The organism is Ilumatobacter sp. (assembly GCF_039969435.1).
Lineage (GTDB): Bacteria > Actinomycetota > Acidimicrobiia > Acidimicrobiales > Ilumatobacteraceae > Ilumatobacter_A.
Genome location: NZ_JBDVNU010000030.1, coordinates 58,181 through 76,704, shown reverse-complemented (window position 1 = coordinate 76,704; position 18,524 = coordinate 58,181). Strand labels below are relative to the sequence as shown.

Genomic DNA, 18,524 nt, shown 5'->3' with positions numbered 1-18,524 from the left:
AATGGTAATCTGATCCAGATGGAGCTCACCCCCTTCCCACACCACGGTCCGCTCGACCCGTCGTGGCTGCCGGCGAACCAGGATCTCGTTGACGACCTGGTGCAACGCGTCACCGAGCGTCGTGTCACCGCCGTGCTCGGGCCGCGACGTTTCGGCAAGACCACCGCACTGCGCTCGGTCGCCGAGCGCCTCGAGGACACCGCCGTGCCCGTCTGGCTCGACCTCTACGAGTTGACGTCGTGGGCGGACTTCGCGATCCGGCTCGACCGGGCGATCGCCGGTGTGGTCGGTCGGGGCTCGAGTGCGTTCGGTGAGATCGCTGCGGGTCTGCAACTGCAGTTGGGCGTGATGGGCGTCGAGTTCCGCAAGCCCGCCGCGCAGCGCCCCGACGCCATGCTCACCGTGCACGCCCAGTTCGATCTGCTGGTCGCCGCGTCGGCGCTGCAACCCATCGTGTTGATCGTCGACGAGTTCTCCGGGATCGTCGGCGTGGACGGTGCGGCGGCGCTGATGCGCACGGCCCTCCAGCATCACTTCCAGGAGATCGGCCTGCTCTTCGCAGGGTCGGAGCCGTCGACGATGCAGATGCTGTTCACCGATCGGGCCGAGCCGTTCTACGCGCAGGCCGACCTGGTCGAGGCGCCTCCGCTGTCGACCGGGGCCGTCGAGTCCATCGTCCGCCAGGGGTTCGCCGACAGCGGACGCGACGCAGGATCCGTCGCTGCGCACATCCGGTCGTTCACGCTCGGCCATCCACACCGGACCATGGAGTTGGCCGACGCAGTGTGGCGTCAGGTCGACCGGGGCGGGGTCGCGTCGGTCGAGCACGTCGTGCGTGGCATCGATGCGGTGCTGGCTGCCGGGTCGGCGGGCATGGAGCGCCTGTTCTCGTCGATGTCGACGGGGGAGCAGTTGGTGCTTCGTTCGGCAGCCCACGGCGACAGCATCTTCGGGCCGCTCGCCAAGTCGCTCGGCCAGTCCAACGGTCGTGCGCAGCACGCTCGGTCGACGCTCGTCGACCGGGGGCACCTGCAGCGCAACGGGAGCGCACTGGACATCATCGACCCGGTCCTGGCGGAATGGGTCCGGCGGACGTTCGGCTGAACCGCATGGCTCCGCGCTCCCGCACCGCCGACACGATCGTGCGCGTCAACATCGCCATCCTGTCGATCTGCATCCCGCTGCTGATCCTGTGCCTGCTCCGCGGCCTCTGGCTTCCCGCTGCGGTCTTCGCGTTCATCAGCTTCTCGAACGGCTACCAACTCTGGTCGACGAAGCGGCCGCCGGACGATCCCCGCGGCCGCTGACCCCGATCAGCTCGAGTCCGAGTCGGCCCAGACCGGCGGGAGTTCGGCGTGGTCGGTCACGGCACAGTCGTTGCCGAACACGACGAAGCGGTCGAACCCGCGCATGAACCAGCGGTCGTGGGTGACGGCGATGACCGTGCCGTCGAACTGTTCGAGACCGGTCTCGAGTGCTTCGGCCGACACGAGGTCGAGGTTGTCGGTCGGCTCGTCGAGCAGCAGCAGCGTGGCTCCCGACAACTCCAGCAGCAGGATCTGGAACCGGGCCTGTTGGCCGCCCGACAGCGTCTCGAAGAACTGACGGGCACAGGGTTGCAACTCGTAGCGACGCAGCATCCCCATCGCCGGGCCGAGCATCACGTCCTGGTCGTGGAGGATGTCGACGAGTTCGCGACCCATCCAGTCCGGGTGCTCGTGCGTCTGGTGGAACAGACCGGGGCGGACACCCGCTCCGAGGCGGGCGACACCCGAGTGAGCCACGTGGGAATCGGCGCCGTTCGTCGCTCCGTCACCCGCCGAGGCGAGCAGTCGCAGGAAGTGGCTCTTGCCGACCCCGTTGCCCCCGAGTACGGCGACCCGTTCGCCGTACCAGAGTTCCAGATCGAACGGGTCGGTGAGCCCATCGATCTCCAACGACTCGCAGATCACCGCCCGCTTGCCGGTGCGTGCGCCGCGCAACCGCATGTCGATCTTCTGGCGTGCGACCTCGGGTGGGCGCTCGTTCTTCTCGACGAAGTGGCGCAGCTTGGTCTCGGCGGCCTTGAGCTTCGGAGCGAACGCCTCGCTGATCGACGCTCGCTGGCGCATCAGCTTGACGTAGTCCTCCAACCGCTTCTTCTCGTCGTCGAAGAGCGAGCGGTGATGCACCCGGAGTTCGTCGTGATGGGCCTTGGCGTCGGCGTAGGTGGCGAACGATCCACCGTGGGTCCACGAGCCCGACGCTTCGATCGTGACGATCTTCGTGGCGGTCGCGGCCAGGAGTTCGCGGTCGTGGCTGATGAACACGACCGTCTTGCGGGTCTCGTTCAGTTGCTGCTCGAGCCACCGTTTGGCGGGGACGTCGAGGAAGTTGTCGGGCTCGTCGAGGACGAGGACCTCGAACTCGCTGCGCAGGAGCGCTTCGAGCGCCAGTCGCTTCTGCTGACCTCCGCTCAGTGTTCCCAGCGGTCGGTCCGCTACGTCGTCGAACGACTCGCCGAACGCCCGGGTGGTGCACTCGTCCCAGAGCACCTCGGCGTCGTACCCGCCGACGTCGTTCCAGTGGCCGATCGCCTCGGCGTACGCCATCGGGTCGCCGTCGAGTCGCTGCTCCGCGGTGGAGAGCGCGCCGGCGGCGTCTCGTAGCCGCGGTGGCGAGATGGACAGCAGTAGCTCGCGAACGGTCGATGCGGCATGGTCGGCGGTGCCGACCAGCTGGTGCATCACGCCGAGGCTGCCGTCGATGCTCACGGTGCCCGCCGACGGCGTCGCCTCACCGATCATCAGGCGCAGCAACGTCGTCTTGCCGACCCCGTTCGCGCCCACCAGGGCGACCCGTTCGCCGTTGCCGACGTGGAAGCCGACGTTGCGGAACAACTCGTCGCCGCCGGGAAGTCGCCAGGCGAGATGGCTGACGGCGATCGATCCCACGCGCCGCAGACTACGGGAGTGGTGCGATCGTCACGGTGCGACTTTCCGTCCCGGGCGACGCCCCCGATCCCGAGCGCCGGGAATCGAGATGTGAGGTCGACGGCGTGGCAGACTGTCGGGCGTGAAGGCAGCGATTCTGGTCGAGAGTTTGACGGGCAACACGTGGAAGGCGGCCGAGAAGACCGCCGACCTGCTCACGCAGGAGCGATGGACCATCACCGGCCTGTCGAAGGTCCGCCATCCCGACCACGCCGCCATCCAGGCGGCCGACCTCGTCCTGATCGGGTCGTGGGTGCACGGCGCGTTCGTGTTCGGTCAGGCGCCCTGGGCGGTCAACAGCATCTCGAACCTGCCGGCGATGCGCGGGAAGAAGGCTGCTGCGTTCTGCACGTTCGCGCTGCATCCGGGAAAGGCTCTCGACAAGCTGACGAGTGCCGTCGGTGACACCGGCGCCTATGTGATCGGTGGCCTCGCGATCAGCCGCAGCAAGCTCGACCAGCACAGCGAAGAGTTCGCGACCCGCCTGGTCGACGCCCTGTCGGCCTCCGACGCCTGACCCCTCATCGTCCGAGCCCCACCACGACAGAGGTCCAGCCCCCGCCCGACACCGGGACATCGGGCCGTCGTTTCCATGTTCCTTCGACCGCATCGGTCGTGATCGGGTCGATCCGGCGACTGGTTCGGGCGCAGCGCCTGGGTGAGTCGGGTGTCTGCACGGCTCGCGGCGCCCGCGGATCCCGGAGTCGGCCGGGGCGTGTTCAGCCGTCCGACGGGTCCGCAATGCTGGAGAACGCACGGAGGTCGAGGTAGAGGGTGCGCTCGTCCTCCACGACGGGGCGAACCGGGTCCGTCGGCGGAGAGAGCTCGGTCACGTCGAGTTCGTTGCCATCGCAGTCGAGGAACGTCGCCGTCCCGCGTACCTGCGTCACGGGGCAGTCCGGTCGATCGGGCGGGAAGGCGTAGTAGAGCCGCCACCCGTTCGCCGGATCGTCGCCTTCGTGATCGAGGACGAGGGAACGTGCACCCGTGATCGTCGACAGCTCGGCGAACAGCAGCGGCCCGTCCTCCTCGACGTCGGTGGCCCGACCGTTCACCGATCCGAGTTCCAGACGTGGGGGAGCGAGATTGTCGGTGGGTTCGGAACTGTCACTCGCCAGGAAGGCCGCGATCCCCCACGTGATCAGCCCGAGGAGAGCGAAGAAGGCGATGCCTGCTGCGACCGGCGCAACAGCACGCGCGACAGGCGAACGCAGTTCGGGCACCTTCGGGAGAGCAGCCACGGGTCCAGTCTGGCGACTCCCCGACCACTTGCCACGACGACCGCACCCGATGTGGTCGGCCCGGCCGTGGTGTGCGCAGGCGATGTGGCGAGCGGTGAGTCTGGGTCGGGTGGTGGGCGACGCAGTCTCACCGCTCGGTTGGGGTGTGGGGGTTGCGGTGAGTGTGGGTCGGGTGGTGGGCGACGCAGACTCACCGCTCGGGTGGCGACCGGCGGCACCAGGTTGGTGAAAGTGGCGGGGCGTTGCGTAAGGTCTGATGTTCGTGGAACGTCCGTACCGAATCGTCGTCGCCAAGCCAGGACTCGATGGCCATGACCGTGGTGCCAAGACCATCACCCGAGCGCTTCGCGACCACGGTTTCGAGGTCATCTACACCGGCCTGCACCAGACTCCGGAGCAGATCGCCGAGACCGTGCTGCAGGAGGACGCCGACGGTGTCGGTCTGTCGCTGCTCTCGGGCGCACACCTCACCCTGTTCCCTCGCGTGATGCAGGAACTGAAGAACCGAGACCTCGACGATGTCATGGTCTTCGGTGGCGGCGTGATCCCCGACGGTGACGTGGCCGTCCTCAAGGAGCAGGGCGTGTCGGAGATCTTCGGCCCCGGATCGTCGCTCCGCGCCATCGGCGAATGGCTCGAATCCGCGCTCGACGCTCGGGAGTCCTCCTGAGGTGCGTCGCACTTCGAGGCCACTCCCGTCGACCATCAGCAATCAACCCAGGCAGCAATCAACACAGGAAGCAGTGATCTGACGTGGATCTGTTCGAATACCAGGGCAAGCAGTACTTCGCCCGCTACGACATCCCGGTGAGCAAGGGCGGCCCGGCCGACACGGTCGACGAGGCCGTGCGCGAGGCCAACAACGCGGGGTACCCCGTCGTCGTCAAGGCTCAGGTCCAGGTCGGTGGCCGTGGCAAGGCCGGGGGCATCCAACTCGCCGACGACGAGGCTGCTGTACGAGAGCACGCCGGGAACATCCTGGGGATGGACATCAAGGGCCACGTCGTCAAGCGCGTGTGGGTCGAGCAGGCGTCCGACATCGACGAGGAGTACTACGTCTCCTTCACGCTCGATCGGGCCGAGAAGAAGCACCTGATGATGCTCTCCCGCGAAGGCGGCGTCGAGATCGAAGTGGTCGCCGAGGAGAACCCCGATGCGATCATCAAGCGCCACATCGACCCGGTCGACGGTCTGTCGCGAGAGGTGGCCCACCAGGCCGTCCTCGACGCAGGGCTCCCCGAGCGCGCCGTCGACGGAGCGACCGACATCATCGTCAAGCTGTACCGCTGCTACACCGAGGGCGACTGCGACCTGGCCGAGATCAACCCCTTGATCCTCAAGCCCACCGGCGAGGTGCACGCGCTCGACGCGAAGGTCACCCTCGACGGCAACGCCGAGTTCCGCCACCCCGAGTGGGAGGAGTTCAAGGGCCTCACCGAGATGGACGACCGCGAGAAGATGGCCGCGGAGAAGGACCTGCAGTACATCGGCCTCGACGGCACCGTCGGGATCATCGCCAACGGCGCCGGTCTCGCGATGTCCACGCTCGACGTCGTCAACCAGGTCGGCGGATCCGCAGCGAACTTCCTGGACATCGGCGGCGGTGCCAACGCCGACGTCATGGCCGGGGCACTCGAAGTGATCAATTCCGACGACAAGGTGAAGTCGATCTTCATCAACATCTTCGGCGGCATCACCCGCGGCGAGGAAGTCGCCAAGGGCATCGTCGAGGCCATGGGTCGCGTCGACCTGAAGGCACCGATCGTGATCCGCCTGGACGGCACCAACGCCGAGGAGGGTCGACAGATCCTACTCGATGCCGGAATCCCCGAGGACAAGCTCCGTTCGGAGCCGACCATGCTCGACGCCGCCCGCGCCGCGGTCGCACTCGCCAACTGACCATCGACCGACGACACCACGCACGGTGTTCGGTGTCTGACACCGAACACCCATCGCAACACCTCATCGCACAGAGAGAACAGACACATGGCAATTTTCGTTGACGAGAACACGAAGGTCCTGGTCCAGGGCCTCACCGGTGGGCAGGGCAAGTACCACGGCCTGCGCAACCGCGACTACGGCACCCAGATCGTCGGCGGCGTCACGCCCGGCAAGGGTGGCCAGGACGTCGACGGCATCCCCATCTTCGACTCGGTGGCCGAGGCCGTCGAGGCGACCGGAGCGAACGCGTCGTTCGCTGCCGTTCCGCCGAAGTTCGCCGCCGGCGCCATCCTGGAGGCGGCCGAAGCTGGCATCGCCTTCGTGGTGTGCATCACCGAGGGCATTCCCGCCCAGGACGAGGCACTCACGTACAACCGGCTGATCCGCGACTTCCCGAACACGCGCCTGCTCGGCCCGAACTGCCCGGGCATCATCAGCCCCGGCAAGTGCAACATCGGCATCACCGCCGGTGAGATCGCACAGGAGCCCACGGCCGACGGCCCGAACGTCGGAATCGTCAGCCGCTCGGGCACGCTCACCTACCAGGCGCTGTACGAGTTGAAGCAGAAGGGCATCGGCGTGTCGACGTGTGTCGGCATCGGTGGCGACCCCGTCCCCGGCACCAACTTCATCGACTGCCTCCGCGAGTTCGAGGCCGATCCCGAGACCCACGCGATCATGATGATCGGCGAGATCGGTGGTTCGGCCGAGGAGGAGGCCGCCGAGTTCATCCAGGCGAACGTCTCCAAGCCGATGTCGGCCTACGTCGCGGGTGTCACGGCGCCGGCCGGCAAGAAGATGGGACACGCGGGCGCGATCGTGTCCGGTGGCAAAGGCACGGCCCAGGGCAAGATGGATGCTCTCGCCGACGCCGGCGTGAAGGTCGGCCTCAACCCGACCGAGGCCGGCGAGCGGATGGCGGAGATCATCGCCACTCTCTGATCACCGACTCCCTGATCAGGCCACTGTCCGGTCAGGACGTGGCTCGTACGCGATGTGCGCACCGGACTCCGCTCAGCGGCGTCCGGTGCGCACATCTCGTTTTCGGCTCGGACGTGAGCGCGTGCGAGTCCGCCGATGGCGGCCGGTCGTGGCCTGCCGTTGGTGGGTGTCAGCCGACCGGGGGCGGTGGCGTGGGCGACCCCGGCGACTGCGGAGGGGTGCCCTGCGCCGGGGGCGCCTGCGGAGGAGGCGGTGGGGCGGGCTGGCCGTACGAGGGCGGAGGCGGCGCCTGCTGCGGGGGAGGAGGTGCCTGCTGGTACGGAGCCGGCTGGCCGGTCTCGGTGCCCGCACCGGCTCCGGTCTTCGTCGGCAGATCGATCGTGTCGGTTCCCTTCCCGAGCAGCGCCATCACCGCTCCGACCGCCATGGCGATCGAACCGAGCATCTGCAGCCAGAAGAAGGCCGACTTGTCGCCGTCGGTGGTGACGAAGGCGAGCATCACGCCGGTGGCCGCGATGCCCCAGGTGGCCTTCATCTGATCGGGGTTGAACGTCAGGACGTCCTGGGGGACCTTCACCCCGAACAGTTCGAGCCCGATCCAGACGATCGTCGCCAGCGCGAGGATCGCAGGAATGGTGGTGACGAAGGCGAAGGCGTCGGTGCTCCAGGCGGACAACGAGTCGTTCCCGAACTTGAAGAATCCGAAGAACGAGAAGAGGAACGTCACCAACGCTCCGATGGCCATGACGAGGTTGGCGACCGTGATCTTGCCGTTCATGAAGTCTCCTGGATCTGTGAAGCGAACTACCTGCGTCGATCGGTCGGGGACCCGAGCGACAACGCGACCATACGACACCACCGGACGGTGTGCAGCGAATACCTGGCCACGCGCGCGAGCGCTGCGGCGGGCAGACCGGGCCGCTACCGTCGGCTGCGTGCCCACCGCCCTGCTGTCCGTGTACGACAAGACCGGGGTCGCCGACCTCGCCCGATCACTGGTCGACCTCGGGTGGTCGCTCGTGTCGTCGGGGGGAACGGCGAAGGCGATCGCCGACGCAGGGATCCCCGTGACCGACGTGGTCGAGTGGACCGGTGTGCCGGCGATCCTCGGGCACCGGGTGGTGACGCTGCACCCGAAGGTGCACGGTGGCATCCTCGCCGACCCCACCGACCCCGAGCACCAGGCGGACATGGCGGCATACGACATCACCGCCATCGACCTGGTCGTGGCCAACCTGTACCCGTTCGGTGCCGACTCCGCGTCCTTCCAGCACGGTTCGGGCCCGGCGTCGAAGGTCGACATGATCGACATCGGCGGCCCCGCCATGGTGCGCGCTGCAGCGAAGAACCATGCGTTCGTCGGCGTCCTCGTCGACCCGTCGGACTACGACGGGGTCGTCACCGAGTTGCAGGGGAGCGGCTCGCTCGGTGCGGACACGCGACGTCGCCTCGCACGCAACGCATTCGCTCACACCGCCGAGTACGACGCTGCCGTCGTCACCTGGTTCGACGAGTCCGACGCGCCGCCCGCCGCCGACGAACAGGTGCTGCCCGACTCGATCCACCTCTCCCTCGAGAAGGCGCAGCCGCTCCGCTATGGCGAGAACCCGCACCAGGAGGGCGCCCGCTACCGCCAGGTCGGAGCGACCAGTTGGTGGGACTCGATGACCCAGCACGGGGGCAAGGAGTTGAGCTACCTCAACGTCTTCGACACCGAAGCGGCGTGGCGACTCGTCCAGCGATTCGACGAACCCGCAGTCGTCGTGGTCAAGCACGCCAACCCGTGTGGCGTGGCGATCGGTGACGACATCGGCGCGGCGTACGTCGCGGCGAATGCCTGCGACCCGGTCAGTGCGTTCGGCGGAATCGTCGCGGCGAACCGGACCGTGACGAAGGAGATGGCCGAACCGCTCGCGGCGGTGTTCACCGAGGTGGTGATCGCCCCCGACTTCGAGCCGGACGCGTTGGAGATCCTGCTGTCCAAGAAGAACATGCGGGTGATGAGTGCGAGCGCCCCGTCGGCACTCCCGTTCGACCTGCGGCCGGTCGACGGTGGCCTGCTCGTCCAGCAGCCCGACGTGGTCGCCGGCCGCAGTGAGGCCTGGACCGTCGTCACGACCGTCCAGCCGACCGATGCCCAGTGGCGTGACATGGAGTTCGCCTGGGTGGTGTGTGCGGCGGTCAGCAGCAACGCGATCGTGTACGCGAAGGACCGCCAGGCGTTCGGGGTGGGTGCGGGTCAGCAGAACCGGTTGGATTCGGCTCGGATCGCGGCGGAGCGTGCCGACGGCCGAGCGGCGGGCGGTGCGTGCGCGAGCGACGCGTTCTTCCCGTTCGCCGACGGCCTCAAAGCCGCTGTTGCCGCCGGGGTCACGTGTGTGATCCAGCCGGGTGGTTCGGTGCGTGACGACGAGGTGATCGCCGCCGCCGACGAGCACGGCATCGCCATGGTCTTCACTCACCAACGCCACTTCCGCCACTGACGCGAGTCAGGCCGGATCGCCAGGGACTTGCGCTGCCCGAACTGATCGGCGCAGGTGGCGCGGCCGGGCGTCTCGGTGCTCGTTCCGCATGGCGGAATCGTTCCGTTCGGTCCACGATGTGGAACGGGGTACTCGGGGGTCTAGCTTGGGCCGATGGCCCGCATCGGCGACCTCCTGGCAGCGCGCCGCACGCTCTCGTTCGAGTTCTTCCCGCCCAAGACCTCGAATGCGCAGATGAACCTCGGAAAGGCCGTGGGGGAGTTGCAGGCGTTGGCGCCCGACTTCGTGTCGATCACGTACGGGGCCGGCGGATCGGACCGGCACCGCACCGGCGAAGTCGTCAAGTGGATGCGCACCGAGACGACGCTGGTGCCGATGGCGCACCTCACGTGTGTGGGTCACACGCGGACCGAGGTGGCGGGGCTGCTGGTGGACCACCGCCGCAACGGAGTCGAGAACATCCTCGCACTGGGTGGTGACCTCCCAGCTGACGGGGTCCCCGTCAAGAGCGACTACCGGTACGCACTCGACCTGTTGCACGACGTCGCAGCGACGGGGTGCTTCTCGATCGGCGTCGCCGCCCACCCCGAGGTCCACCCTCGCAGCACGTCACGCCGTTCGGATCGCGAACACCTCGCGACCAAACTGTCGATGGCCGACTTCGCGCTGACCCAGTTCTTCTTCGACGTCGAGCACTACGTCCGCCTCGTCGACGAGATGTCGGCGCTCGGCAACGACAAACCGATCGTCCCGGGGATCATGCCGGTCACCAACCTGCGTCAGATCACGCGGATGGCCGAGATGTCGGGTGCCGAGGTCCCTCAGTGGCTGATCGATCGGCTCGAGATGTGCACCACGCCCGAACAGGTCCGCCGGGTGGGGATCGACGCCGCATCGAAGCTGTGTCGTGACCTGCTCGACGCCGGTGCTCCCGGCCTGCACCTCTACACCCTGAACTCGGCGGCCACGGCGAAAGAAATCGCCGTGAACGTCGATCTGGCTGCAGTCTGAGCGATACTGGTGGCCAGTGACCGCCACCGACGCCGCGACCTCCGCTTTGCGCGAAACCGGACCCGTCACGCGTCCCCTCAGCCGCCGCAAGGCTGACATCCTCGGGCGCCAGCAGATCAGTCAACTGCCGTACCTGCCGGGCCTGGACGGCGTGCGGGCGCTGGCCGTGGTCGCGGTGATGGTGTACCACGCCAACAGCAGTTGGCTCGCCGGCGGGTACCTCGGCGTCGAGGTGTTCTTCGTCATCTCGGGCTACCTGATCACGCTGTTGCTCATCGCCGAACACGAGCGCAGCGGAACGATCGACCTCAAGAACTTCTGGATCCGTCGGTTCCGACGCCTCCTCCCGGCACTGTTCGTGATGCTGCTGCTGCTGTCGGTCTGGGTGGCGCTGTTCGAGCGCGACGCGCTCGGCAAGCTGCGTGGCGACGTCCTGGCCGGGGTCCTCTACGGCTCGAACTGGTACCAGATCTGGACCGGTGCCGGGTACAGCGCCGGGAACGACTTCGCCCCGCTGCGTCACCTGTGGAGCCTGGCCGTCGAGGAGCAGTTCTACGTCGTGTGGCCGCTCGTGATGATCGGGTTCGTGAAGGTCGGGAGCCGACGGATCGCGGGCGTTGCCCGATGGCTGTTCCTCGCTGCGATCGTGGTCACGGTCGCCGTGGCCGTGCTCAGTCACTCGGGTCCGCAGTCGGCGGTGGTGATCAACGACCTCGGCGTCGCCGCCACCGAGACGTCCGGCGCCTACTGGAACATCGGTGGCCGCCTGATCTCGAAGCCCGACGCGCTCTACCTGTCGACGATCTCGCGAGCCGGGGGCCTGCTCCTCGGTTCTGCGTTCGCGATGATCTGGCGGCCAGCGGCGATCATGCGCGGCCCGTTGCGCAACAAGGGTGGCCTGTTCGACGCGATCGCCCTGCTCGGATTCGTCGGGCTGGGTGCGTTGTGTTGGTTCGTCTCGTTCACCCCGGCGCAGGGCGTCGATCCGCTGCTGTTCCGCGGCGGGTTCTTCCTCACCGGTCTCGCCACGCTCGCAGTGATCGCGGCGGTCACCCACCAGAGGGCGGTGACCGGCAAGGTCCTGTCGCTGCCGGTCTTCATCTGGATCGGAACCCGGTCGTACGGGCTGTACCTCTACCACTGGCCGATCTATCAGATCATCCGCAACATCGCTGCGAACAAGCTCCGTTTCCACGAGTTCGTGCTGGCGATGGTGGCCACGGCGATCATCACCGAACTGTCCTACCGCTTCGTCGAGACGCCGATCCGCGAAGGCCGCTTCGGTGAACTGTTGAAGCGTCGCCGCGCCGGAGTGCGCACCCGGTCGACCCTGACCGCGGGTCAACGCAAGGGAGCCCTCGGCGGTGCGGCGGTCGCGGCACTGCTTGCCGTTTTTGCCGTCGGCAGCATGGCCACCGCCGAACTGAAACAGAACGAGGTGGCCCAGGGCATCGAGGCCGGCAAGGAGTTCTCCTGCAACGTCATCACCGGTGAGAACTGCGATGACACCGGGGTGAGTGACCCGGTGACCGAACCGGCGGTGGACGACGCGGTCGACCCGAGCCCCTCGGTCGACGACGAGTTCGAACAGGTGCCCGGAGCAACGGACGTCCCCGCCGAGGACGGCGTCGAGCCCGATCCCGAATCGGTCGTCGACCCGAACGCAACGGGCGACAGCGTCGCGCCCGTGCCCGGTTCCACCGAGCCGCCTGCAGCCGAGCCGGTCCCGGTCACCAGGATCGCCATCGGCGACTCGGTCATGCTCGGCGCTGCCGAGCAGTTGCGCGAGAGGGGATTCGCGGTCGATGCGATCGAGAGTCGGGCATGGGTGTCCGGCATCGACATCGTCGAGACGCTCCAACGCGAAGACCGACTCCCGAGCGTGCTCGTCCTGCACCTCGGCACCAACGGGCCGATCGGTCAGGCGGGCATGGACCGGATGATGGCAGCGGTCGCCGACGTGCCCCAGGTCCTCCTCGTCACCAACGACCTCCCGGACAACCAGGACCTCGCGTCGAGCAACAACGCCCTGATGATCGACGCGGCCTCGGCCAACCCGAACGTCGAGGTCCTCTACTGGGACGGCCTCGCATCGCAGTGCGTCGACGACTGCCTGTACCAGGACGGGATCCACCTCAAGTCCGCTGGCCAGCGCTACTACGCGCAATTGATCGACGACACGCTGGCGGGTTAGGACCCGCCACCAATCGCGACGGGTGACCCGGTTTCTGTCGGCTCGCCGTCGATACTTGTCGCCGGATGACCACGTTCGCACCGCCGAGATCTCCCACTGCGGATCGCAGGGAGCACGACACGCAGATCAGTCGCGTCCCCTACCTTCCCGGTCTCGACGGGATGCGGGCGCTCGCGGTGATCGCGGTGATGATCTACCACGCGAACCCGTCGTGGCTCCCCGGTGGCTTTCTCGGCGTCGAGATGTTCTTCGTCATCTCCGGCTACCTGATCACCCTGCTGATCATCGCCGAGCGTGAACGTACCTACACGGTCTCGCTGATCGACTTCTGGAAGCGCCGGGCACGTCGACTGCTCCCTGCGCTCGGCGTGCTGCTCGTCCTCGTCGCCGTGTACACCGTGATCTTCGAGCCGTCGGCGGTCGGCCAACTCCGGGGCGACGTGGTGGCCGGTCTGCTCTACGGGTCGAACTGGTACCAACTCCTGGTCGGGTTGGGCTACACCGCAGCGTTCGACTTCGCACCGCTGCGTCACCTGTGGAGCCTCGCCGTCGAGGAGCAGTTCTACCTCGTCTGGCCCGTCGTGATGGTGGTGCTGCTGGGGCGCAAGGGAACGCGGCGCGTCGCCGACGTGAGTCGCTGGCTGTTCATCGCTGCGGTGGGGATCGCCATCGCCACCGCGCTCCTGTACCACCCCGGTGTGATCGGCGAGCCCGAACAGACTCCCGAGGCGTACTGGTTCATCGGCGGGCGGGCGATCTCCAAGCTCGACTTCCTCTACATCGGCACGTTCTCGCGTGCCTCGGGCATCCTCCTCGGCGCGGCGTTCGCGATGCTCTGGAGGCCGTTCGCGGTGATGCGCGGACCGCTTCGTGACAAGGGCTGGGCCTTCGACGCAATGGCGCTGATGGCGCTCGGCTCGTTCAGCCTGATGTGCTGGCAGCTGCATCTGGTCACACCCGAGGGTGCGGCCGACGAGCGTCTGTTCCGTGGCGGACTGTTCTTCGCCTCGTTCCTCACCGTGGTGATGATCGCAGCGATCAGTCACCCCGGCGGTCGGGCGAACCGGGTCGTCGGCAACCCACTCCTGACGTGGATCGGTGTGCGCTCGTACGGGCTGTACCTGTACCACTGGCCGATCTACCAGGCGATCCGCAAACTGGCCGGCAACAAGCTGACCATCGAGCAGTTCGCCCTTGCCATGGTGATCACGGCCGTGGTGACGGAACTCTCGTTCCGATTCGTGGAGACACCGGTCCGCACCGGTGCGTTCGGTGACATGGTTCGCCGGGCCCGGCGCAACGCGCGTCCCGCACCACGACGGATCCTCGTCGGTGGGGTTGCCGTGGTCACCGCCCTCTCGCTCTTCGCCGGGGTGTCGCTCGCGACCGCCGACCTCGAACAGAACGAGATCGCCGACGCCTTCGCCGACAATGCCGAATCGACGACCGACCTCACCCGTACTCCCTCACCGAACTCAGACGGTCGTGACAGCGAGGGGGGAGTCGTCGGTGAGCAGGAGGGTGCGCCGGCCACGAGTGACGATCCGGACCCCACGGTCGCGCCGACCACGATCGAGCGTGAGACGGTGCTCACCACGCTGCCCGCCACGTTCGCCGACGACCCGCCGCTCAATGGTGGTGTCGACGAGCACTCGTCGGGCACGTCGCAGCCGGAGTCGGCCACGACGGTGGTTCCCGCGGAGTCCGTGCCGCCGCCGACCACTGCACCTCCGGTCCCGGCGTCGACCGACCCTCCGGAGCCGACACCGCCGGTCGAGCCCGCACCGTCCGCCGTGACCTCGCTGGGCGTCGTCACCGATCCGGCGGCCATCACCCCGCTCGCCGTCCCGCCACAACCACCGGCACCGGCGATCCGCCTCGTCGGTTTCGGTGACTCCGTCATGCTCGGTTCCGCCGGCCGCCTCGCGGAGCGCGGTTTCGTCGTCGACGCCGTGCAGAGCCGACAGTTCTCCCGAGCACTCCCCGAACTCCAGGCGATCCGTGACAACGGGTTCCTCGGGTCGGCCGTCGTGGTGCACCTCGGCACGAACGGTTCGTTCCCCCAGGCGTCGCTCGATCAGATGATGGGGATCCTCGCCGACGTGCCGATCGTCGTGTTCGTCACCGGCAAGGCCGACCGGGTCTGGATCGCCGACAACAACGCCAAGATCCGAGCGCTCCCGTCCGTCTACCCGAACGTGACCGTTCTCGACTGGGAGGTGATCGGCCCGCAGTGCCCCGGCGACTGCTTCTACGACGATCAGATCCACCTCAACGGGGCCGGTCAGACCTACTACGCCGACCTGATCGCGAGACTGCTCGGGCTCTGACGATTGTGGGCGAGGTGGGGCCTCGGGCGTAGCCTTCGGGACATGACCACTCCAGTACGTGTCGCCGTCACCGGAGCTGCAGGCCAGATCGGCTACAGCCTCCTCTTCCGCATCGCTTCGGGCACCATGCTCGGCCCGGACACGCCGGTGGCGTTGCAGTTGCTGGAGATCACGCCGGCGCTCGGTGCCCTCGAAGGCGTGAGGATGGAACTCGACGACGGTGCCTTCCCGCTGCTCGACTCGATCACCTGCACCGACGATGCCGACGTGGCGTTCGGCGATGCCGACGTGGCGATCCTCGTCGGGTCGATGCCCCGCAAGGACGGCATGGACCGCTCCGACCTGCTGGCGGCCAACGGCGGCATCTTCAAGCCGCAGGGCGAGGCACTCAGCCGCTCGGCGAAGAAGGACGTCAAGGTCCTCGTCGTCGGCAACCCAGCGAACACCAACGCCGTGATCGCGATGAACAACGCCGCCGACCTCGACAACGGACGTTTCACCGCGATGACCCGCCTCGACCACAACCGGGCCATGAGTCAACTCGCGACCCGCCTCGACGCATCGGTCAACGACATCAAGAAGATGACCGTGTGGGGCAACCACTCGAACACCCAGTTCCCCGACCTGTCCCACTGCGAGGTCGGCGGCAAGAACGCTCTCGAACTCGTCGGAGACCAGGACTGGTACGCCGACACGTACATCCCGACCGTCGCCACACGTGGCGGTGCGATCATCAAGGCTCGTGGGTCGTCGTCGGCGGCATCGGCGGCGTCGGCCGCGGTGGATCACATCCGCGACTGGGTCCTCGGCACGCCCGACGGTGACTGGGTGTCGATGTCGGTGCCGTCCGACGGCAGCTACGGCGTGCCCGAGGGCATCATCTCCTCGTTCCCGTGCGTCTGCAAGGACGGCGACTACGCGATCGTCCAGGGCCTCGACATCAACGACTTCGGTCGGGGCAAGATCGACGCGTCGGCTGCCGAACTGGTCGAGGAGCGCGATGCCGTCAAGGAGATGGGCCTCATCTGAGGTCGTCGGCCCCCGCCCGTCACGAACCTCCGGCCGCGGTCAGACCGCCGGCGCGATGGGTTCGACGGCGTGGTGGGGCCGATCGATGACCGTTCCCGGTGAGCGTCGCCTGACCACCAGCACGGTGATCCAGGCGCCGGCGCCGAGCAGCCCGACGCCGATCGAGAACGGCGTGGTCGAGTCGGTGATGTACCCGCTCACGATCGTTCCGAGCACGGCGCCTCCGGCCATGCTGACCGATCCGGAGAGTGCCGAGGCGGTGCCTGCGAGGTGGCCGACCGGGGTGAGCGCCGCGGTGTTCAGGTTCGGCATCAGGAACATGAAGGATCCGAGCGTGAGCGCGAGGACCGACATGAACAGCCAGAAGTTCGGTCGTCCGCCGGCTTGCAGCGAGATCGCGATCGACAGCGCCATCAACGCGATCACCACGACGAAGACCTTGTCGATCAGACGGTCGACGCCGACTCGTACGACGATCCGCCCGTTGATGATCGCGGTGACGGCGAACACGACGGCCACTGCGCCGAAGATGTACGGGAACTGTGTCTCGCGGTCGAACACCTCGGACACGATCAGTTCACTGCTCGCGAGGTAGGTCGTGAAGATCCCCTGGAGGAACATCATCGCGATCATGTTCCCGCCCGTGACGCGGGTGCGGGCGACCTCGACGTATCCGCCGAAGGTGGATCGCAGGTTCAGGGAACGCCGGTGCGCCGGATCGAGCGACTCCCTCATCCGCAGGCTCCACGTCGCCATCACCAGCGCGAAGACCACGCAGAACCAGAACACACCCTGCCATGGCGCGATGGCGATGATTCCCGTGCCGATCGTGGGTGCGAGCACCGGTACCAGCATGAACACCGCCATCACCTGCGAGAGCGCGCTGGCCATGGCAGAACCCGAGAACCGATCTCGCACGATCGAGGTCGCGACGACGCGTGTGCCCGCTGCCCCGAGCCCCCAGACGAACCGGCTGGCGAGCAACATCTCGAACGATGGAGCGAGCGCCGAACCGACCGCGCCGACGAGGTAGATGCCGATGCCGGCGTAGAGGATCGGCTTGCGTCCGAACCGGTCGGCGAGCGGGCCGTAGAACAGTTGCCCCACCGCGAGACCGAGGAAGAAGACGGTGATCACCTTCCCGGTCTCGGGTGACCCGACGCCGAGGTCGAACGCGACACGGATGTCGTCGAACGCAGGAAGCATCAGGTCGATGCCGAGTGCCATCAACGCCATCACCGCGGAGACGAACGTGAGGAGTTCGCGCTCGCCCATCCGATACGGGGGTCGATTCGTCGCCGGAGATCCGGACGATGGGGCAGTCGCGAGTTCGGTCACCGACCAAAGTTAACGAGAGGTGAACACACATCGAATGCCCGAAGACGCGTGTCACTGCTCGGAGGGGCCACCGCTCGGGCGTGTCACCTACGAAATCGCCACCTGGCAGCCGATGTTCATCATCTGGTCGACGCCGGCCTTCATCTCCTCGTCGGAGATCCGCACCGCATCGCCCTCGTCCTCGCCGATCATGTCCGACACGGTCATCAGCGCAAGCGCCTCCATGCCCTTCATCGCCGCGACCGTGTACATCATCGCCGCCTCCATCTCCACGGCGAGGTGGCCGAGCGACTTCCATACGTTGAACTTCTCCCACTGCGGCTCGTAGAAGAGGCCGGACGTGACGATCGGTCCGACGTGCACCTTGCCCATCGATCCTTCGCGCGTGAGGCGCGCGGCGGTCTCGACGAGTTCGAACGTGGCGGTGGGCGCGATGCAGTCCATCTGGCTGAGCTGACGCGGGGCGTGATCCTCGGCCGCAGCGGTGAGTGCGATGACGGTGTCGCCCATCGACATGCCGTCGGCGATCCCGCCGCAGGTACCGACGCGGACCAGACGCTTCACGCCCAACTGCGCGAGTTCGTCGAACACGATGCCCGCCGACGGTGCGCCCATGCCGGTGGTCTGGACGCTGATCGGCTTGCCGTCGATGGTGCCCGTGAACCCGAGCATGCCGCGCACCTCGTTCACCAGCCGGTAGCCCGGGTCGAAGAATGTCTCGGCGATGTACTGGGCACGGATCGGGTCACCGGGACACAGGACGTTGGGTGCGTAGTCGCCGGGTTCGGCGCGGAGATGGATCGGCATCCAGCCAATCTATGCGATCACCCCCGGCCCCCACCCCGCCTCCGTCGCGAGTGTCCGCATCCACCGAGCAGCGGTGAGTGTGCGTCGCCCTGGGCCCGATGCAGTCTCACCGGTGTCGAGGTCCGGGCCGGGTGGGTCCGCAGCGGTGAGTGTGCGTCGCCCTGGGGCCGACTGAGTCTCATCGGCGAGTTGGGGGGTGGTGGGCAGTCGCTACGCTTCTTCTTGCCGACTCCTCC

The 18,524-nt window shown here is 67.4% G+C and carries 16 protein-coding genes; 11 read left to right on the top strand and 5 right to left on the bottom strand.

All coding sequences use genetic code 11. The features are described 5' to 3' along the window. Positions 1-18: 18 nt before the first annotated feature. Together ABJK40_RS15250 and ABJK40_RS15245 are read left to right on the top strand one after the other, a co-directional pair. Entirely contained in the window at positions 19-1,104 is a 1,086-nt protein-coding gene (locus ABJK40_RS15250) for a hypothetical protein (RefSeq protein ID WP_348480907.1), read from the top strand. 5 nt (positions 1,105-1,109) lie between these two features. Beyond that, positions 1,110-1,307 carry a hypothetical protein gene (locus ABJK40_RS15245; protein ID WP_348480908.1) on the top strand — a complete coding sequence of 66 codons (198 nt, stop codon included), beginning with the start codon at positions 1,110-1,112 and terminating at the stop codon, positions 1,305-1,307. Between the two features lie 6 nt (positions 1,308-1,313). On the opposite strand, the gene ABJK40_RS15240 is transcribed toward ABJK40_RS15245, so the two are convergent. Beyond that, positions 1,314-2,933 (bottom strand): ATP-binding cassette domain-containing protein, encoded by a 1,620-nt coding sequence (locus ABJK40_RS15240; RefSeq protein WP_348510336.1) that lies wholly within the window; start codon positions 2,931-2,933, stop codon positions 1,314-1,316. 121 nt (positions 2,934-3,054) lie between these two features. On the opposite strand from ABJK40_RS15240, the gene ABJK40_RS15235 reads away from it, so the two are divergent. Further along, positions 3,055-3,489: a hypothetical protein gene (locus ABJK40_RS15235; protein WP_348480995.1), complete on the top strand. Its 435-nt coding sequence runs from the start codon at positions 3,055-3,057 to the stop codon at positions 3,487-3,489. Positions 3,490-3,691: 202 nt separating this feature from the next. Here ABJK40_RS15235 and ABJK40_RS15230 read toward each other — a convergent pair whose 3' ends face one another. Further along, positions 3,692-4,213, bottom strand: a complete 522-nt coding sequence (locus ABJK40_RS15230; protein ID WP_348510335.1) for a hypothetical protein — start codon at positions 4,211-4,213, stop codon at positions 3,692-3,694. A gap of 256 nt (positions 4,214-4,469) precedes the next feature. Between ABJK40_RS15230 and ABJK40_RS15225 the strand changes: the two genes are divergently transcribed. The 3 genes from ABJK40_RS15225 to sucD all read left to right on the top strand — a co-directional run bounded on the left by ABJK40_RS15225 (position 4,470) and on the right by sucD (position 7,096). Beyond that, positions 4,470-4,883, top strand: a complete 414-nt coding sequence (locus ABJK40_RS15225) for a cobalamin B12-binding domain-containing protein (protein WP_348480997.1) — start codon at positions 4,470-4,472, stop codon at positions 4,881-4,883. Between the two features lie 83 nt (positions 4,884-4,966). Beyond that, positions 4,967-6,112: an ADP-forming succinate--CoA ligase subunit beta gene (gene sucC / locus ABJK40_RS15220; RefSeq protein WP_348480998.1), complete on the top strand. Its 1,146-nt coding sequence runs from the start codon at positions 4,967-4,969 to the stop codon at positions 6,110-6,112. An 87-nt stretch (positions 6,113-6,199) separates the two neighbouring features. Then, positions 6,200-7,096, top strand: a complete 897-nt coding sequence (gene sucD / locus ABJK40_RS15215; protein WP_348480999.1) for a succinate--CoA ligase subunit alpha — start codon at positions 6,200-6,202, stop codon at positions 7,094-7,096. A gap of 169 nt (positions 7,097-7,265) precedes the next feature. Here the strand turns inward: sucD and ABJK40_RS15210 are convergent, their stop codons facing one another. Next, positions 7,266-7,874 (bottom strand): hypothetical protein, encoded by a 609-nt coding sequence (locus tag ABJK40_RS15210; RefSeq protein ID WP_348481000.1) that lies wholly within the window; start codon positions 7,872-7,874, stop codon positions 7,266-7,268. 157 nt (positions 7,875-8,031) lie between these two features. Here ABJK40_RS15210 and purH point away from each other — a divergent pair, with 157 nt between their 5' ends. From purH to ABJK40_RS15185, 5 genes are all read left to right on the top strand, one after another. Further along, positions 8,032-9,579: a bifunctional phosphoribosylaminoimidazolecarboxamide formyltransferase/IMP cyclohydrolase gene (gene purH, locus ABJK40_RS15205; protein WP_348481001.1), complete on the top strand. Its 1,548-nt coding sequence runs from the start codon at positions 8,032-8,034 to the stop codon at positions 9,577-9,579. Positions 9,580-9,732: 153 nt separating this feature from the next. After that, on the top strand, positions 9,733-10,590 hold the full coding sequence (locus ABJK40_RS15200; protein ID WP_348481002.1) for a methylenetetrahydrofolate reductase: 858 nt from the start codon (positions 9,733-9,735) through the stop codon (positions 10,588-10,590). Between the two features lie 16 nt (positions 10,591-10,606). Further along, entirely contained in the window at positions 10,607-12,784 is a 2,178-nt protein-coding gene (locus ABJK40_RS15195; RefSeq protein WP_348481003.1) for an acyltransferase family protein, read from the top strand. A 65-nt stretch (positions 12,785-12,849) separates the two neighbouring features. Continuing rightward, the gene (locus ABJK40_RS15190) at positions 12,850-15,114 is read left to right on the top strand and encodes an acyltransferase family protein (RefSeq protein WP_348481004.1); all 2,265 of its coding nucleotides are present in this window, start codon (positions 12,850-12,852) and stop codon (positions 15,112-15,114) included. A gap of 42 nt (positions 15,115-15,156) precedes the next feature. Further along, the gene (locus ABJK40_RS15185; RefSeq protein ID WP_348481005.1) at positions 15,157-16,143 is read left to right on the top strand and encodes a malate dehydrogenase; all 987 of its coding nucleotides are present in this window, start codon (positions 15,157-15,159) and stop codon (positions 16,141-16,143) included. 39 nt (positions 16,144-16,182) lie between these two features. On the opposite strand, the gene ABJK40_RS15180 is transcribed toward ABJK40_RS15185, so the two are convergent. Together ABJK40_RS15180 and ABJK40_RS15175 are read right to left on the bottom strand one after the other, a co-directional pair. After that, positions 16,183-17,481 carry a multidrug effflux MFS transporter gene (locus tag ABJK40_RS15180; RefSeq protein ID WP_348481006.1) on the bottom strand — a complete coding sequence of 433 codons (1,299 nt, stop codon included), beginning with the start codon at positions 17,479-17,481 and terminating at the stop codon, positions 16,183-16,185. Between the two features lie 87 nt (positions 17,482-17,568). Then, on the bottom strand, positions 17,569-18,288 hold the full coding sequence (locus tag ABJK40_RS15175; RefSeq protein WP_348481007.1) for a purine-nucleoside phosphorylase: 720 nt from the start codon (positions 18,286-18,288) through the stop codon (positions 17,569-17,571). Positions 18,289-18,524 lie beyond the last annotated feature (236 nt).

Excerpts from the sequence above, each read along its gene's own strand:
- ABJK40_RS15200 (WP_348481002.1), top strand. The coding sequence starts at position 9,733 with ATGGCCCGCATCGGCGACCTCCTGGCAGCGCGCCGCACGCTCTCGTTC.
- ABJK40_RS15185 (WP_348481005.1), top strand. The coding sequence starts at position 15,157 with ATGACCACTCCAGTACGTGTCGCCGTCACCGGAGCTGCAGGCCAGATC.
- ABJK40_RS15250 (WP_348480907.1), top strand. The coding sequence starts at position 19 with ATGGAGCTCACCCCCTTCCCACACCACGGTCCGCTCGACCCGTCGTGG.
- sucD (WP_348480999.1), top strand. The coding sequence starts at position 6,200 with ATGGCAATTTTCGTTGACGAGAACACGAAGGTCCTGGTCCAGGGCCTC.
- ABJK40_RS15190 (WP_348481004.1), top strand. The coding sequence starts at position 12,850 with ATGACCACGTTCGCACCGCCGAGATCTCCCACTGCGGATCGCAGGGAG.
- ABJK40_RS15210 (WP_348481000.1), bottom strand. The coding sequence starts at position 7,874 with ATGAACGGCAAGATCACGGTCGCCAACCTCGTCATGGCCATCGGAGCG.
- ABJK40_RS15225 (WP_348480997.1), top strand. The coding sequence starts at position 4,470 with ATGTTCGTGGAACGTCCGTACCGAATCGTCGTCGCCAAGCCAGGACTC.
- ABJK40_RS15245 (WP_348480908.1), top strand. The coding sequence starts at position 1,110 with ATGGCTCCGCGCTCCCGCACCGCCGACACGATCGTGCGCGTCAACATC.
- ABJK40_RS15175 (WP_348481007.1), bottom strand. The coding sequence starts at position 18,288 with ATGCCGATCCATCTCCGCGCCGAACCCGGCGACTACGCACCCAACGTC.